Here is a 16,647-nt window from a genome sequence, read left to right as displayed (position 1 = left end):
GAGCAAAGGCCTACTGCGGTTTAGGACGTTTCTGGGTGCTATGCGGGAAGGATCCCGCTGGTTCCGCCATGACCACAGAGCCACTCCCCATCAATACTTTCCCGCCAACGACGCACGGAGCTTCGCATCATGAATATTTTCCGCCTGCTGGCCTCGACACTGCTGGCGCTGCCCCTGGTCGCCAGTGCCGCCCCCGAGCTCAATGTCGGCGCACTTTACGACTACCTTGACGGGGACAAGAGCACCTTGCTCAAGCGGGTACGCAACAGCGGCGACACCACCGCTTTCGTCAAGGTCAGCGTCGCCGAACTGGTGTATGACGCAACTGGCGTTGCCCGTGAAATCGACACCGATGGGCTGCCACTGGAGCAGCGTGGCCTGGTCGCCAGCCCGGCGCGGCTGATCGTGCCGGCCCAGGGCATGCAGGCGGTACGCCTGCTTTACCGTGGCTCACGGGAGCAGGAGCGGTACTTCCGACTGCGCTTCGTGCCGGTGCTGCCGGAACTGGGCGATGGTTTCGCGCTGGATGAGCAGGAGGCGGAAAAGTACCGTGACAGCCTCAAGGCCGGGGTCAATCTGCTGGCCGGATATGGCTCGCTGTTGTTCGTCCGGCCTGCCGAGACACGTTACCAGACCCAGGTACGGCGCGCAGGCGGGCAACTGACTGTCGTGAACCAGGGCAATGCCACGGTCGTGCTCGATCATTTCCGCCTGTGCCAGGCCGCAGGGCAGGGCTGTGCTCCCGCCACCAAGCACCACCTCCTGCCGGGTCGCACCCGGCAGTTCAACGGGGAGGCAGGCAAAGTGCACCAGTTCGACTTAATCGAGGGCGCTAGTACCAAGGCAATGGTGGTGGAGGGATGATCATGCTTTTTTCTTCCACAAGTCAGCGAAGGTGGGCGCGCTGGGCCTGCGCGATAGTTCTGTGCGGGGTCATGCCAGTGGCCAGCGCATTGGAAGTGACCATAAGCGCTCAGTATCGGGGTGGCGGATCAGGTCGGTTCGAAAATACAACTCCGCCGGGTGGGGTGTGCAGGTACTGGCCTGTAACGTGCCGAGGGGCCACGACGGTCGACCTGCCGATTACCTTCACGAAAAAAGCGGTACAGGAAGCGGCGGATCCGCGCGACGAGTTCTTCCTGCAGCTTCCCGGGCGGGGTGAGGTGGATGTCTACCACGATGAAACAGGTGAGCCGCGGCGAATGAGCTTCGAGTGGACGTTGTTCAGCGTGACTGCCAAAAGCGCAAGGCTCGATCTCAACCCGACCTATAGACGGATACTTGGAGGATGCGTTTCCGGTGGTGGGGCGTCCGGCAGTTGGGGGGATGGGAGGGCGAAAGTGCTGTGGCGCCTGAGCGATTCAGCCAGTCCCCAGCCATGCTGGTCACGTAGCATCTATGCCCCTGCAGGTACCGTGATGCAGGCTGACGTGGAAGAGCTCAGCATCGGCTTCGACATGAACATACCTCCCCCTTATCGGCTAAAGGCCGGCACTTACCGAGGCAGCATCACCTACCGCATCGGCCCAGGCGGTGATTTCGATTTCGGCAACGATGTCAGCAACCTGAGTGGTGACAGCCTCACCGTCAATTTCGAACTCGATGTACAGCATGCCTTCATGTTCGAGTTCCCGCCTGGCTCTGAGCGGGCGGTGCTGGAACCCAGAAATGGCTGGCAGGCATGGCTGGCAGGTGGCAAGGCGCCGCAACGCCTTTATCGCGACTTGCCGTTCAGGGTGTGGTCCACTGGCCCGTTCAAGGTCTACAAGCTCTGCCAGTACGACACGGGCGCGAAGTGTGCCATCAAAAACGATGGCGGTGAGCAGGTACCTGTTGATGTCGCCATGAGCCTGCCTGCGGGTGTTCAGCATCTTGGCCAGTCGGTGGAGCGACTGGCGTTGCCGACGGGACGGCCTGCGGCGCTGCAGTTCGAGGCCGCGATGCCGACACTCAACCGTCCCGGACAACTGCACTTTGAAGTGGGGCGCAATGATGTACAGGACATGCTCAAGCATCCTGGGAGCACTTATACCGGCCAGGTTACCGTGGTCTTTGATGCCGAACTTTAGTGGTTGTCATGGTTCGCGAGGTAAACACTATGCACACCGCCCTGGTGGTCGACGACCACCCCTTCATCCGCAGTACCGTCTGCATGCTGCTGCGCCAGCAACGCCTGGAGATCATCGGCCAGGCCGACAATGGCATCGACGCGGTGCGCCTGGCCCGTGAGCAGGCGCCAGACCTGGTGATTCTCGATATCGCCATGCCGGGCCTGGACGGGCTGGAAGTGATCGCCCGGATCAAGGCGCTGGGGACGCGCACGCGTATCGTGGTACTGACCTCGCAATTGGCCGAGTCCTACTCGTTGCGTTGCATGCAGGCCGGGGCCGTTGGGTATGTGTCCAAAACCGATGACCTCGATGAACTCGGCAAAGCAGTGCGCGCCGTGCTGTCTGGCTACAGCTACTTTCCCGAAGTTGCGCTCAGCTCGGTCAACCGCCAGGACCTGCAGGCAACCGAAGCACAGTGCATCGCCAGTTTGACCGATCGCGAGCTGATGGTCCTGCAGCACCTGGCGCGAGGTTATAGCAACAAGGCCATCGGCGAGGCCATGTTGCTGAGCAACAAGACCATCAGCACCTACAAGATCCGACTGCTGGAAAAGCTGCGGCTCAGCTCGTTGATCGACCTGGCGGATTTCGCCCGTCGTAACGCGCTCATCTGAGCGCTGTAGGCCCGTGTTCCTGCGTGCCTTGCTGATAGGGATACTGGGGTGTCTGAGCTACCTGCCAGCCTGCGCCGCCGTGCAACTGCATGCGCGTCCCGCCACACAGACGCCGCCGCCGGCCCTGGATAACGCGCAGCTGCGCTGGCTGTGGGAGCACCGCGAATTACGCCTGGGTGTGATTGCCCGTGACAACCCGCCGTTCGACATGCTCACCACAGGGCAGGCCTACGAGGGCATCACCGCCGACTACGTCGGGCTGCTGGCGAGCCAACTGCGCCTTGACGTGCAGCTGCAGGTGTTTGCATCGTTCGCCGAAGCGGCGGCTGCCCTGCGCCAAGGCAGTATCGACCTGCTCGGGTCCGTCAGTACGCAGCAGGCGCTCGAGGCAGGTTTGCATCTGTCAGCTCCCTATGCCCAGGATCGCCCCTTGCTGATCGCCCCGCAGCAGCATGCGCGGGAACGGATCCGCAGCGGCGCCCGCTTCAGGTTGGCGATGGTCGACGGGTACCGGCCGCGTCAACAGGTTCAAGCGTTGTATCCCTTGGCCGAAATCCAGCTTCATCCCTCGCCCTTGAGTGCCTTGGCGGCGCTCGCGCTGGGTGATGCCGACCTTTATCTGGGCAGCACGCTGGGAAGCCGTTATCTCCTGGGCCGCAACCAATGGAACGGTGCCGAGGAAGTTGGCCATGCGGCCCTGGCGCGCCAAGCTGTCGGTTTTGCCATGGCCCGTGACAACAAGGCGTTGATCGGCCTGGTTGATCGAGTACTGGAAAGCCTCGGCGATCAGCATGCGGATGTTCACGAGCGTTGGCATGCACGACCTGCTGTCGTGCACAGGTCGCCAGGTATCCCGCTGAGCGATGCCGAGCGGCACTGGCTGGCCGAAAACCCACGCATCAAAGTGCTGGTGAATGAACAGGCGATGCCCTTGAGCTATCGCGATGGTAGAGGGCAATTACAAGGGCTGAGCCTTGATCTGTTGCAATTGCTTGGCCGGCGAACGGGCCTGGAGTTTCAGGCCGAGGCAGGCGGCACCGCGGCACAGATGGTCGAGCAGGTACGCATGGGAAAGGCACAATTGATTGCCGGCCTGCCCTACAGCCCGGCGCGTGGAGAGCGCCTGCGATTCAGTCGTAGCTATCTGAGCTCTGCGTATGTGCTGGTGATGCAGGGGCACGCCGACCGGCCAGATGATCTGGCCCAACTGGACGGGCGCCGGCTGGCACTGGAGGAAGGCAGTGTGGCCCAGGAGCTGCTGGCCAAGGCGTACCCGAGGGTCCTGCAGTCACCGGTCAGTGGTGCGCTGGAGGCGGTGCACGCGGTGGCCGCCGGCAGGGTCGCGGCAGCCGTGCTTCCCCTCGACCAGGCCCGGTTGCTGGTTGCGCGATGGTACCCGGGGCGGCTGCGAATCAGCAGCCTGGCCTTGCCAGCGGCGCATTTCGCGTTTGCCAGCAGCCCGGGGGCGGTCCATCTCCAGAGCATCCTCGACAAGGCGTTGCTCGACCTGGCCCCGCGCGAAATCGATGCGCTGGTCCGGCGTTGGCGCAGCCCGCTGATCGTTGCCGCCAGTGCCTGGCAGCGGTACCGGACCCACCTGCTGCTGGGATTTCTCGGCGCTTTTGCTGCACTGGTCGTGGCGCTGCTGTGGATCCGCTACCTGCGCCGTCTGCAGGTGCAACTGCGGCGGGCCAAGAGAGGGGCCGAGGCGGCAAACCACGCCAAGACCCATTTCCTGGCCGCCATGAGCCATGAAATCCGCACGCCGCTGCATGCCCTGCTGGGCATGCTGGAGCTTGCCCAGCGCAAGGCGGGCCAGGGCATGCTCGATCATTTGGCCATCGAGGTGGCCGCCGACGCTGCCCGGGGACTGCAGGAACTGATCGGCGATATCCTCGATGTAACCCGTATCGAGGCGGGCGAGTTGCAGTTGACGCCGACCGTGGCATGCCTGCGCGAACAAGTGACGCAGGTTATCCAGTTGTTCGACCATCAGGCCCGTGGCAAGGGATTGCGGCTTGACCTCACTGTTGACGGCGAGGTTGACCGCCCGGTGCTGCTTGACCCTGTGCGCTTCCGGCAGGTGTTGGCCAATCTGTTGAGCAATGCGATCAAGTTCACCCCGCAGGGGCGGGTACAGGTGAGCATTTGTGCTCAGGCCCGCGGCGATTGCCTGGTGGCGCGGCTGATCGTCGATGACACCGGTATCGGCATTGCCAAGGCCGAATTGGCCCAGCTGGGCCAGCCCTTTCGCCAGGCCAGCAACCAGTGCCAGTCGCCGCGCAGCAGCACGGGGCTTGGCTTGGGCATCTGCCGCAGCTTGTGCCAGTTGATGGGCGGCCACTTGCAGTTGAACAGCGAGCTGGGCAGGGGCACCCAGGCGCAAATCCACCTTGAGCTGCCGATCCACCCGCTGGATCTGTCAGAGCCTGTGGTAGCACCACCCAGCGATGTTCCGGCGGACGAACTACCGCTGCACGTGCTGGTGGTGGACGACTACCCGGCCAATCGAGTGCTGTTGGCTCAGCAGCTCGACTACCTGGGGCATCAGGCCCGGGTTGCCGAAGATGGGGCGCAGGCCCTACGGCTGTGGTTGGACGAGCACTTCGATGTCGTCATCAGCGATTGCAGCATGCCGCGACTCGACGGCTATGGCCTGGCCAGGGCGATTCGCCTGCATGAGCGGCGCAGGGGCCGGACAGCGTGTCGGCTAGTCGGGCTTACCGCCAGCGCGTTGGCGGACGAACGGCGGCGCTGCCGTGCTGCAGGCATGGATGACTGCCTGTTCAAACCCCTCGGATTGCAGGCGCTGATTGGCGCACTGGGCGGCAGTGTTGCCCGGCAGGGCAAGCGTCTGCCGGATGGGGAGGCGCGCAAGGCGGTATTCGATTTCGAGCATCTGCGACAGTTGGCGGACAATGACCAGGGCGCGTTGGAGGCAGTGCTGGCCGATCTGCGTCGCAGCAATCGTGATGATCTGACCCGCTTGGCGGAGTCGGGCGAGGACCCGAAGGCTCTGGCTGCCTTGGCACATCGGGTCAAGGGCGGGGCACGCATCTTGCGCGCGGGCGACCTGATCAGCGCCTGCGAGCGGCTGGAGGCCAGTTGTGCCAGCGACCCCTTGCATCTTGAGCGACTGCACCGTGATGTCCAGGTCTTGCATGCGGTTATGCAAGACCTGGAGCACTATCTGGGCAGCCGCGCTCAGGCCTGAGCGTCATGCCAGGCCAGGTTCATATCCTGCCCAGCAACAAGAGAATCAGCAGGACCACCAGCACCACGCCGATGATGCCGGACGGGCCGTAACCCCATGAGCGGGAGTGAGGGAAGACCGGTAAGCCACCGATCAGCAGCAGGATCAGGATGATGATGAGGATCGTGGTCATGGCGGAGTCCTTGCGTGATGGAAGGGCTGGAGCGCAGCGGTAGCCGCTTAATGGTTCCGACCGGTGCCCTTGGCTAAAAATTCCATCCGCCTGCCTGGCGATTGAAATACCTGCCGCCCGATACTGGCGTATTCAGCAATTTGATGCCGTACCGGGAGCCAGGGTGTTGTGGCTAGACTCCAGCCATTCCCACTGTTCAAGGCGCTCCACCATGCACAACCGAATGATGATCACTGGTGCCGGCTCCGGCCTTGGCCGCGAGATTGCCCTGCGCTGGGCCCGCGAGGGCTGGCAGCTGGCCCTGGCAGACGTCAATGAGGCGGGCCTGCGCGAAACCTTGGCTTTGGTGCGCCAGGCCGGAGGCGACGGCTTCACCCAGCGCTGCGATGTGCGCGACTACAGCCAGCTCACAGCCCTGGCCCAGGCCTGCGAGGAAAAGTTCGGCGGCATCGATGTGATCGTCAACAACGCCGGGGTGGCCTCGGGCGGCTTCTTCGCCGAATTGTCCCTGGAAGACTGGGACTGGCAGATCGCAGTCAACCTGATGGGCGTGGTCAAGGGCTGCAAGGCGTTCCTGCCACAGCTCGAACGCAGCCGTGGGCGGATCATCAACATCGCCTCGATGGCGGCGCTGATGCAGGGACCGGGCATGAGCAACTACAACGTGGCCAAGGCCGGTGTGCTGGCACTGTCCGAAAGCCTGCTGGTGGAGCTGCGCCAGGTGGAGGTGGCGGTGCATGTGGTGTGCCCGTCGTTCTTCCAGACCAACCTGCTCGACTCGTTCCGTGGGCCGGACCCGGCGATGAAGGCGCAAGTGGGCAAGTTGCTGGAAGGCTCGCCGATCAATGCGGCCGACATCGCCGAGTATATTCATGAGCGGGTGGCTGCCGACGAGTTCCTGATCCTTCCCCATGAAGCCGGGCGTCAGGCCTGGAAACTCAAGTGCCAGGCACCCGAGCGGCTATACGACGAAATGGCGGACATGGCGGTCAAGATGCGGGCAAAGTCACGTAAAGCTAACTAATCAGAGAATTTCTGTAGGCTTTCTTTACCTTCACAAGTAGGAAATGTCTATTTCTGCGGCGAAGGATTGAGTAGGCGAAAGCTGGCGAGGCAGTCTCCGATTTTCCCTTGAGCGAGAGGCAACGGAGATGCTGGTTATCGGACGCGAAGTGGGCGAGGTCATCGTCATTGACGGGGGCATCAGGATTCAGGTGATGTCGGTGGAGAACGGCCAGGTGCGCTTCGGCATCTGCGCACCTCGAGAGGTGGAGGTGCACCGGGTAGAAGTCTACAAACGTATCAAGGCCCTGGAACTGGAGAAGCAGCGAGCCTGATGAGCCGTTACTCCAGCAGTTCCCGTGGTACTTCATGCCGGGCCAGCAACTGGCATTGCTGGCTTTCCAGGTCGAACAGGATGAACGCCTGCCCCTTGGCCAGCGCCTGGCGTACCCGCAGCACTCGGGTTTCCAGCGGCGTGTCGTCGCCATTGTCGGTGCCGTCGCGGGTGACGAAGTCCTCGATCAGGCGGGTGAGGGTTTCGCTTTCGAGTTGGTCGTGGGGGATCAGCATGGGTTTGGGCAGTGGTGATGGGGATGTGCGCATGCTACGTGAAATCCTCTGTCATGCGCAGTCGATTGGCGTAGGAAGCCTGTGCAGGAGCGGCGCAGCGCCGCTCCTGCAGATTGCTCTCAGCCCTTGTTGCCCACCAGGCTGTCCACCGCCGGCACCCGGGTGTCGCTTTCCATCTGCGCATCGTGCTCCAGCTGGTGGCTGAAGCGCTCCAGAGACGCACTGGCCGGCTGCGAGTCGCTGGCGAACACCGGGGGGCTGAGCAGGTAGGCGCCGAGCAGCCGGCTGAGCGCCGCCAGGCTGTCGATATGGGTGCGCTCATAGCCGTGGGTGGCATCGCAGCCGAAGGCCACCAGGGCGGTGCGGATATCATGGCCTGCGGTCACCGCCGAGTGGGCGTCGCTGAAGTAATAGCGGAACAGGTCGCGGCGCACCGGCAGGTCGCGGTCGCTGGCCAGTTTCAGCAGGTGGCGCGACAGGTGATAGTCGTAGGGCCCGGACGAGTCCTGCATGGCCACACTCACCGCGTGCTCGCTGGATGCCTGTCCCGGTGCCACCGGTGCGATGTCGATGCCGACGAATTCGCTGACATCCCAGGGCAGGGCGGCCGCGGCACCCGAGCCGGTCTCCTCGGTGATGGTGAACAGCGGGTGGCAGTCGATCAGCGGCTGCCGGCCACTTTCGACCACGGCCTTGAGCGCCGCCAGCAACGCAGCGACACCGGCCTTGTCGTCCAGGTGGCGTGCGCTGATATGGCCGCTTTCGGTGAACTCCGGCAAGGGGTCGAAGGCGACGAAGTCGCCGATGGCGATGCCCAGTGCTTCGGCGTCGGCGCGGGTGGTGCAGTAGGCGTCCAGGCGCACCTCCACATGCTCCCAGCTGATCGGCATCTGGTCGATGGCGGTGTTGAAGGCGTGCCCGCTGGCCATCAGCGGCAGTACGCTGCCGCGGTACACGCCGGTATCCGTGAACACGCTGACCCGGCTGCCCTCGGCGAAGCGACTCGACCAGCAGCCCACCGGCGCCAGGGCCAGGCGGCCATTGTCCTGCAACTGGCGAACGCTGGCGCCGATGGTGTCCAGGTGCGCCGAAACGGCACGGTCAGGCGAGCTCTGGCGGCCCTTGAGGGTGGCGCGGATGGTGCCGCGACGGGTCAGCTCGAAGGGGATGCCCAGTTCATCCAGGCGCTCGGCAACGTAGCGCACGATGGTGTCGGTGAAGCCGGTGGGGCTGGGGATGGCGAGCATTTCCAGCAGGACGCGTTTGAGGTAGTCGAGATCGGGTTCGGGGTGTTTCTCAGGCATCAGGATCACTCCTTCGTTTCGAGGGCCTCATCGCGGGGCAAGCCCGTTCCCACGTGATTGCGTAGGAGCGGGCTTGCCCCGCGATGGATTTCAGGCCAAAGCCCGGCTATGCGGGAACAACAAGTCGACGAAGCGCTCGGCCGTCGGTTGCGGTTCATGATTGGCCAGCCCGGCTCGCTCATTGGCTTCGATGATCACGTAGTCCGGGTGCTCGGCATCGCGGACCATGAAGTCCAGGCCGACCACCGGGATCTCCAGGGCGCGGGCGGCGCGCACGGCGGCGTCGGCCAGCACCGGGTGCAGGCGTTCGGTGACATCCTCCAGGGTGCCGCCGGTATGCAGGTTGGCGGTGCGGCGCACGGCCAGGCGTTGCCCGGCGGGGAGGATGTCGTCGTAACCCAGGCCCGCGCCTTTGAGCGTACGTTCGGTTTCGTCATCCAGCGGAATGCGGCTCTCGCCGCCCGTGGCGGCCTGGCGCCGACGGCTCTGCGCTTCGATCAGCGCACGGATGCTGTGCTTGCCGTCGCCGACCACCTGCGCCGGGTGACGGATCGCCGCGGCTACCACTTCGAAGCCGATCACCACGATGCGCAGGTCGCAGCCGGCATGGAAGCTCTCCAGCAGCACACGGCTGTCGAAACGCCTGGCCTGCTCCACGGCATGGCTGACTTCATCGATCGTCGTGAGGTTGACCGCCACCCCTTGGCCCTGCTCGCCATCAACCGGCTTGACCACCACCGCGCCATGTTCGTCGAGAAACGCCAGGTTGTCGTCGGCGTTGCCCGCCAGCTGCTGCGCCGGCACCTGCAGCCCGGCATTGTGCAGGGCGTGGCGGGTCAGGCGCTTGTCCTGGCACAGGGTCATGGTCACGGCGCTGGTCAGGTCGCTCAACGATTCGCGACAGCGGATCCGCCGACCGCCCAGGCTGAGGGTGAACAGGCCGCTGGCGGCATCGTCGACCTGTACCTCGATGCCGCGCCGCAGCGCTTCGTCGACGATGATCCGCGCATAGGGGTTGAGCGTCGCCTCGGGGCCAGGGCCGAGGAACAGTTGCTGGTTGATGCCGTTCTTGCGCTTGATGGCGAAGGTCGGCAGGTTGCGAAAGCCGAGCTTCTTGTACAGCCGTTTGGCCTGGCGGTTGTCGTGCAACACCGACAGGTCGAGGCAGGCCAGGCCGCGGCTCATGAAGTGCTCTATGAGGTGGCGTACCAGCACTTCGCCGACGCCGGGCCGCGTGCACTGCGGGTCCACCGCCAGGCACCACAGGCTGCAGCCGTGTTCGGGATCGTCGAAGGCCTTGCTGTGGTCCAGGCCCATGACGCTGCCGATCACCGCCTGGCTGTCCTCGTCCTCGGCCAGCCAGTACACCGGCCCGCCGAGCTCGCGCGGGGTGAGCAGCTCAGGGTCGACCGGCAGCATGCCACGGGCCTGGTACAACGTGTTGATTGCCTGCCAGTCCGCCGGGCCCTGCGCCCGGCGGATGCGGAAGCCGCGGAACACCCGTTGCGCGGGGCGGTAGTCGGTGAACCACAGGCGCAAGGTGTCGGAGGGGTCGAGGAACAGTTGCTGCGGGGCCTGGGCCAGCACCTGCTGGGGGGCCGCGACGTACAGGGCGATGTCGCGCTCGCCCGCCTGCTCCTGCAGCAGGTCTTCGGCCAGGCTGAGCGGATCGGGGTAGGTATGCCCGATCAGCAGCCGCCCCCATCCACAGTGCAGTGCCCGTGGCCGGTCGTGAGGCTCGCTGCCATCTCCGGCCAGGCGCGCCTGCAGGCGCTCGTAGGACGGCGCCTGGCCGCGCAGCAAGCGCTGGCCGTAGGCGATCTCTTGGGCTTTCATCGGTCAGATTCCTTGTTCGCTGAGCCACAGGTTCAGGGCCGCCAGCTGCCACAGCTTGGAGCCGCGCAGCGGCGTGAGCTGGCCGTGGGGATTGCTCAGCAGGCGGTCGAGCATGGCCGGGTCGAACAGGCCGCGGTCCTGGCTCGGGTCGGTCAGCAGCTCGCGTACCCAGCCCAGGGTTGCGCCTTCCAGGTGCTTGAGGCCGGGTACCGGGAAGTAGCCCTTCTTGCGGTCGATCACCTCGTGGGGGATGACCCGCCGCGCCGCCTGCTTGAGCACTTGCTTGCCGCCATCAGGCAGCTTGAAGCGCGCCGGGATGCGCGCCGACAGTTCCACCAGACGGTAGTCGAGGAACGGCGTGCGGGCCTCCAGGCCCCAGGCCATGGTCATGTTGTCGACCCGCTTGACCGGGTCGTCCACCAGCATCACCGTGCTGTCCAGGCGCAGCGCCTTGTCCACCGCGTCTGGCGCGCCGGGGCGGGCGAAGTGTTCGCGCACGAAATCGCCGGCCGCGTCGGTATCCAGACACCAGGGCGCCTGCACGGTGGCGCGGTACTCGGCGTGGCTGCGGTCGAAGAAAGCCTCGCGATAGGCCGCGAAGGCATCCTCGGCGCCATCGACCTGCGGGTACCAGTGGTAGCCGGCGAACAGTTCGTCGGCGCCCTGGCCGCTCTGCACACCCTTGCAATGCTTGGCCACTTCCCGGGACAGCAGGTAGAAGGCAATGCAGTCGTGGCTGACCATCGGTTCGCTCATGGCGCGAAATGCCGCCGGCAGTTGTTCGATGATCTCGTGCTCGGCGATGCGCAACTGGTGGTGACGGGTGCCGTAGTGCCGGGCGATCAGGTCGGAGTACTGGAACTCGTCGCCGCGTTCGCCGCCGGCGTCCTCGAAGCCGATGGAAAAGGTCGACAGGTCGTCTACCCCGGCCTCGCGCAACAGGCCGACCAGCAGGCTGGAATCGACACCGCCGGAGAGCAGCACGCCGACATCCACCGCCGCGCGCTGACGGATGGCCACGGCATCGCGGGTGGCGTCGAGCACGCGGGTGGTCCAACCCTCCAGGTCGAGTTCGCGTTCGTCAGGGTTCGGGCCGTAGTGCAACTGCCACCAGGTCTGGCGCTCGACTTCGCCATGGCGGTCGATGCGCATCCAGGTGCCGGGCTCGAGCTTCTGCACATTGGCCAGCAGGGTGCGCGGCGCGGGTACCACGGCGTGGAAGTTCAGGTAGTGATTGAGCGCCACCGGGTCGATCACCGGGTCGATATCGCCGCCCTTGAGCAGCGCCGGCAAGGTCGATGCGAAGCGCAGGCGCTCGCCATTGCGCGACAGGTACAGGGGCTTGACGCCCAGACGGTCGCGGGCCAGGAACAGGCGCTGGTTGTCGCGCTCCCAGATGGCCAGGGCGAACATGCCGTTGAGCTTGGGCAGCAGTGCCGCGCCCCAGGCGTGATAGCCCTTGAGCAGCACCTCGGTGTCGCCGTCCGACCAGAAGCGGTAGCCCAGGTCTTGCAGTTCCTGGCGCAGTTCGGGGAAGTTGTAGATGGCGCCATTGAAGGCCAGGGCCAGACCCAGATCATTGTCGACCATGGGCTGCGCCGAGCCGTCGGACAGATCCATGATCTTCAGGCGTCGATGCCCGAGGGCGATCGGGCCCTGGCTATGGAAGCCCCAGGCGTCCGGGCCGCGGGGCGCCAGGTGATGGGTGATGCGCTCCACCGCGGCGAGGTCCGCCGGGCGAGGTGCTTGGTCGATGGGGGTGAAACGTAACTCTCCTGCTAATCCGCACATGTAACGTAAACCCTTTGAGTTTCGGCACTCTTGGCGTTACTGGCTTTCAGCTCGTACCACTTTAGTACCACTTTCCAGCATTTTCAGCTTATCAAGCTCAGCCCAGTCGATAGGCGAGTTGATCCACTTGGCATACGTGGAAAGCAAAACCTGCACGCTATGCCCGAGTTGCGCGGCGATGAATGCCGGGTTCATGCCGGCCATCAGGCACATGGTCGCGTACGTGTGGCGCGTGTCGTACATCCTGCGGCGCCTGATACCAAGCTTTCGCAGTGCTGCCAGCCAGTAGCGTTTTTGACTCGTCTCGGAGCGAATGAACATCTCCGAGTGGTCACCCGTCCCACTGGGCGCGAACACGTAATCTGAACGAGCCTCGGTGAGCGGTCTGGCTTTTTCGAGCGCATGAAGCGCGCGATCGTTCAATAGAACTTTCCGGGTGCGCTTCGTTTTAGGGCGATCCTGGATCACACCACGGATCTGAGTGCGGCACACGTTGGCCGTCTTTCCGCGCCTGTCGATCTCGCTCCAGCGCAGGGCCATCACCTCGCCTGGCCGCATTCCGGTGTAGAAGCATTACTCGAAATAGGCTGCGTAAATTGCCGTCATGCCGTTCGTCGTTTCGTACAGGTGGGTAAAGATCGAATCCGCCTCATCTTTGCGAACCCTATCCATTGGAAACCATGTTGCGCATTAATCTGCTGCAAAACTGGTTTTCACTGAGTGACCCGGCCATGGAAGAAGCATTGTACGAGATCACCTCGATGCGCCAGTTTGGTCGACTGACGCTCAGCGCCCCGATCCCCGAGGACACGACGATCATGAATTTCCGACACCTGCAGGAGAAGCACCAGTTGGCGGGAGGTATCCTGGAGACCATCAACGGGTACCTGCGAGACAAAGGCTTATCGCTGCGCCAGGGCACGATCGTCGATGCCACGATCATCCACGCGCCCAGTTCGACCAAGAACAAGGAAGGCCAACGCGACCCGGAAATGCACCAGACGAAGAATGGAAACCAGTACTTCTTCGGCATGAAAGCGCATATCGGAGCCGACGCTGAATCGGGTCTGGTACATCATGTTCATGGCACCGCCGCCAACGTGGCTGACGTGACGGAAGTTGCCCATCTGTTGCACGGTGACAAAGCATGTTGTCTGTGCATGCAGAAAAACCGGAGGCGTCTCAGTTTTTTTGTGTAATGCGCGGCTGAAAAACCCGCTGAACCGACGCTGTCTGCGATCAGGGGCCGGATATCTGGTGACTTTTTCCGAGCATCCCTAGGAAGGCCCTGGATCTTTGTCACCAGGAATACCGTATTTGTAGGGGTAGGCCGGTGTATTCGGGTCCCATTTAAGAATGAATTTCTGTTCAGGTGAAGGGCCTGAGAATTGTGCCTGCGATTGAGGGAGTGCTTTCAAGTGCTGTAAAAATGCAAAAATGTTCAGGCGGCGTTGCGTAATTCGATAAATTTTTAATAATCATGCCAGCCATTAAAAATGGCTACTGCATCTCAAGAGCGTGAGATAATCCTATGACTTTCGAGTAAAGCTGCAAGTTCTGCTGCTCAATCAGGTTGCTCAATCGGATAGATCAGCTTAGTCGCGTTGCTTAACGCCCAAGTATTATGTCACGAGCCGTTACGAACTGAGTGCAGACGGATGAAAGCCATTGCGCGAACACCTTAACGCGGTGGTCCTCCGCGCTGCGTCGCAGCATCACGTAACGCGCTGGAGCCTTGACATATTTCCCAAAGGGGTTGACTAGCCGACCACTGATCAAGTCGTCGTAGACCAATGTAGCCCGTCCCATAGCAATCCCTTGGTCGTTAAGCGCTGCGCTGATTGCCAGGCAGGAGAGGTTGAATTGTGGCCCCTCTATGTGGCCGTGATATTCAGGCATGTGTGCATCCAGCCAGGTCTTCCATTCGATAAACTCCGGTGCTCCTGACCAAGGCGTCGCATCGTGTAGCAGCACGGCTTTATCAAGCGCCAGCCCGTTATCATGTTTTAGAATTTTTTCCACATAACGAGGCGTGGCGACGGGTACTAGATATTCGTCCATCAGGAAATCAGTATGCAGATGGCTGTAGCTCTCGGGATCATAGCGGACCGCTAGATCAATTTCTTGTTCGTCCATTAATTGCCGATCCAGCGCCTGAAACTCTGCTTTCAAACGCACCTGTATGCTGGTCTCCAAGCGATTAAACTCCGGCAAACGCGGCATCAGCCATTGCAGCGTGAAGGACGGTAGGCAATTTATTTGCAGCGGTGCATTGGGCGCTGCAAGACGGTTGATCGTCTGCTGCATCTCATTGATCAGACGCGTACTCACTTCGAACAATACGGCACCGTTCGGTGTGAGTGTCAGCGCCCGAGGTTTGCGTATAAACAAAGGGTAACCAAGCCGTTCCTCCAAGTGGCGGATCTGTTGGCTCACCGCACTTTGAGTCAAATTCAGATGGGCTGCAGCCTGAGTAAAGCTCAGGGTTCGGCCGGCGGCCTCAAAGCACCTGAGGCTACCCAACAGGGACGAATCGAGAGTGATAGCCATAAGGTGTCCTAATGCATTTGTTAGAAAAAATCGTTATAGGCAATTGTCGTGGAGCTCTAGTATTCCAAGCATCACGGTGCAGGATCAGACGATGCCTATCTCGAAGATTGAACGCAGTATATTAGAACAGCTTAGATCAAGGCAGCCTATGCTATGGGTCAACCCAACCCTTGGCCGGGCAGGCTCGAGCGACATGCAGGAGGATCAACAGATCGAGGATGCCCGGCTGCGTCTTGCACGCTGTGCCCCCCTGTTGGCCAAGTTATTTCCTGAGCTTGAGCCTTGTAATGGCGTGGTGGAGTCCGAGCTGCAACCTGCCGGGCCTCTTCAGCAAGCGGTGTTCGCAGATGACACAGCTGCAGGGCATTGGTTCATCAAACGAGATGATCAGTTGCCGGTAGCGGGCTCCATCAAGGCCCGCGGTGGGTTTCATGAGGTCTTGGCTTTTGCAGAAAAAGTAGCACTGGAGAATGGCTTGCTGCGTGACTCTGATGATCGGAGCGCGATGGCGAGCCAAAAAGCCCGTGAGCTTTTCTCGCGCTATGCGGTAGCAGTCGGAAGCACCGGAAATCTAGGTTTGAGTATTGGTGTGATGGCTGCGGCATTGGGGTTCGACACTGTTGTGCACATGTCTGCTGATGCGAAGCAGTGGAAGAAAGATCGCCTGCGCAATCGTGGCGTCAGGGTTGTCGAGCATGCTGGTGATTACGCCCAAGCGGTTGCCGCCGGTAGGGCACAGTCAGATCAGTCTCCGCTTAGCCATTTCGTCGACGATGAGCGGTCGCCGTTGTTGTTCTACGGTTATGCCGCTGCTGCTGAACACTTGGCCAAGCAATTAGCCGAGCACGGCCGAAGGGTTGAAGCCCAGAGTCCTCTATTCGTATACCTACCCTGTGGCGTAGGTGGTGCACCAGGGGGAATCGCCTATGGCCTCAAGCTAATATTTGGTGATCATGTTCATTGCTTCTTCGCCGAACCTGTGGCTTCCCCATGTGTACTGGTGCAAATGGCGGCGGGTTGCGAAGAACCTGTCTCGGTGTACGACATCGGGTTGGATAACCAGACGGAGGCTGATGGATTGGCTGTTGGCCTTGCATCGGAGTTCGTTTGTCCGTTGATGGTTGATCGGCTTTCTGGTGTGTATACGGTCGCCGACGACCAGCTCTACCTGAACATGCTGTCACTAAGAGACGCCATGGGCGTAGAGATCGAACCTTCTTCGGCAGCGGCGATCGACGGCCCCGGCTGGCTGGTCAAAAGTGTGGAGGGGCAGGCTTATGTTGAAGCCTTAAGTCTTAATTTACAAAATGCCACTCATGTGATCTGGGCCACTGGCGGCTCTCTCGTTCCTCGTCAGGAGCTTAATCGCTTCATTGAATACGCTCAAAGCATCAGCCGTTGATTACTATTTCATCGGTGGATGCGGGTACGTAATAACGATTGACCAGTGCCAATTCCCTAAACTGCCAAAATGCCAAAAATT

Annotated in this window: 14 protein-coding genes and 1 pseudogene; 8 read left to right on the top strand and 7 right to left on the bottom strand. The window is 62.1% G+C overall.

The window, feature by feature from the left end:
- Positions 1-129 precede the first annotated feature (129 nt).
- The 4 genes from ACQ4OD_RS14545 (at position 130) to ACQ4OD_RS14530 (ending at position 5,939) form a co-directional block, all read left to right on the top strand.
- Positions 130-864, top strand: coding sequence for a fimbrial biogenesis chaperone (locus ACQ4OD_RS14545; RefSeq protein ID WP_430944494.1), 735 nt, complete (start codon positions 130-132; stop codon positions 862-864).
- Between the two features lie 554 nt (positions 865-1,418).
- Complete coding sequence (locus tag ACQ4OD_RS14540) at positions 1,419-2,069, top strand: hypothetical protein (protein ID WP_256659334.1); 651 nt, start codon at positions 1,419-1,421, stop codon at positions 2,067-2,069.
- 29 nt (positions 2,070-2,098) lie between these two features.
- Positions 2,099-2,725, top strand: a complete 627-nt coding sequence (locus ACQ4OD_RS14535; protein ID WP_430944493.1) for a response regulator — start codon at positions 2,099-2,101, stop codon at positions 2,723-2,725.
- A gap of 13 nt (positions 2,726-2,738) precedes the next feature.
- On the top strand, positions 2,739-5,939 hold the full coding sequence (locus tag ACQ4OD_RS14530) for a transporter substrate-binding domain-containing protein (RefSeq protein WP_430944492.1): 3,201 nt from the start codon (positions 2,739-2,741) through the stop codon (positions 5,937-5,939).
- A gap of 19 nt (positions 5,940-5,958) precedes the next feature.
- Here the strand turns inward: ACQ4OD_RS14530 and ACQ4OD_RS14525 are convergent, their stop codons facing one another.
- Positions 5,959-6,111 carry a DUF3309 family protein gene (locus tag ACQ4OD_RS14525; protein WP_046854586.1) on the bottom strand — a complete coding sequence of 51 codons (153 nt, stop codon included), beginning with the start codon at positions 6,109-6,111 and terminating at the stop codon, positions 5,959-5,961.
- A 211-nt stretch (positions 6,112-6,322) separates the two neighbouring features.
- Here ACQ4OD_RS14525 and ACQ4OD_RS14520 point away from each other — a divergent pair, with 211 nt between their 5' ends.
- Together ACQ4OD_RS14520 and ACQ4OD_RS14515 are read left to right on the top strand one after the other, a co-directional pair.
- Positions 6,323-7,135, top strand: a complete 813-nt coding sequence (locus tag ACQ4OD_RS14520) for an SDR family oxidoreductase (RefSeq protein ID WP_139673464.1) — start codon at positions 6,323-6,325, stop codon at positions 7,133-7,135.
- A 127-nt stretch (positions 7,136-7,262) separates the two neighbouring features.
- Positions 7,263-7,448: a carbon storage regulator gene (locus ACQ4OD_RS14515; RefSeq protein WP_102684290.1), complete on the top strand. Its 186-nt coding sequence runs from the start codon at positions 7,263-7,265 to the stop codon at positions 7,446-7,448.
- A 7-nt stretch (positions 7,449-7,455) separates the two neighbouring features.
- Here the strand turns inward: ACQ4OD_RS14515 and ACQ4OD_RS14510 are convergent, their stop codons facing one another.
- The 5 genes from ACQ4OD_RS14510 to ACQ4OD_RS14490 all read right to left on the bottom strand — a co-directional run bounded on the left by ACQ4OD_RS14510 (position 7,456) and on the right by ACQ4OD_RS14490 (position 13,172).
- Positions 7,456-7,683 carry a YheU family protein gene (locus ACQ4OD_RS14510; protein ID WP_023630058.1) on the bottom strand — a complete coding sequence of 76 codons (228 nt, stop codon included), beginning with the start codon at positions 7,681-7,683 and terminating at the stop codon, positions 7,456-7,458.
- Between the two features lie 119 nt (positions 7,684-7,802).
- Positions 7,803-8,987: an osmoprotectant NAGGN system M42 family peptidase gene (locus ACQ4OD_RS14505; RefSeq protein WP_430944491.1), complete on the bottom strand. Its 1,185-nt coding sequence runs from the start codon at positions 8,985-8,987 to the stop codon at positions 7,803-7,805.
- A gap of 90 nt (positions 8,988-9,077) precedes the next feature.
- Positions 9,078-10,823, bottom strand: coding sequence for an N-acetylglutaminylglutamine synthetase (gene ngg / locus ACQ4OD_RS14500; RefSeq protein ID WP_430944490.1), 1,746 nt, complete (start codon positions 10,821-10,823; stop codon positions 9,078-9,080).
- Between the two features lie 3 nt (positions 10,824-10,826).
- Positions 10,827-12,614, bottom strand: a complete 1,788-nt coding sequence (locus tag ACQ4OD_RS14495; protein WP_430944489.1) for an N-acetylglutaminylglutamine amidotransferase — start codon at positions 12,612-12,614, stop codon at positions 10,827-10,829.
- Positions 12,615-12,650: 36 nt separating this feature from the next.
- On the bottom strand, positions 12,651-13,172 hold the full coding sequence (locus tag ACQ4OD_RS14490; protein WP_430944488.1) for a site-specific integrase: 522 nt from the start codon (positions 13,170-13,172) through the stop codon (positions 12,651-12,653).
- Between the two features lie 107 nt (positions 13,173-13,279).
- On the opposite strand from ACQ4OD_RS14490, the pseudogene ACQ4OD_RS14485 reads away from it, so the two are divergent.
- Positions 13,280-13,759: pseudogene (locus ACQ4OD_RS14485) on the top strand (IS5 family transposase); the annotation flags it as partial.
- Positions 13,760-14,222: 463 nt separating this feature from the next.
- Here the strand turns inward: ACQ4OD_RS14485 and ACQ4OD_RS14480 are convergent.
- On the bottom strand, positions 14,223-15,164 hold the full coding sequence (locus ACQ4OD_RS14480) for a LysR family transcriptional regulator (protein WP_430944487.1): 942 nt from the start codon (positions 15,162-15,164) through the stop codon (positions 14,223-14,225).
- 91 nt (positions 15,165-15,255) lie between these two features.
- Here ACQ4OD_RS14480 and ACQ4OD_RS14475 point away from each other — a divergent pair, with 91 nt between their 5' ends.
- Positions 15,256-16,566 carry a D-serine ammonia-lyase gene (locus ACQ4OD_RS14475; protein ID WP_430944486.1) on the top strand — a complete coding sequence of 437 codons (1,311 nt, stop codon included), beginning with the start codon at positions 15,256-15,258 and terminating at the stop codon, positions 16,564-16,566.
- Positions 16,567-16,647 lie beyond the last annotated feature (81 nt).

The sequence above is a fragment of the Pseudomonas sp. WC1 genome, from assembly GCF_050586565.1.
Taxonomy (GTDB): domain Bacteria; phylum Pseudomonadota; class Gammaproteobacteria; order Pseudomonadales; family Pseudomonadaceae; genus Aquipseudomonas.
The sequence above is the reverse complement of the archived record's forward strand: the minus strand, read 5'-3'. Positions and strand labels throughout refer to the sequence as shown.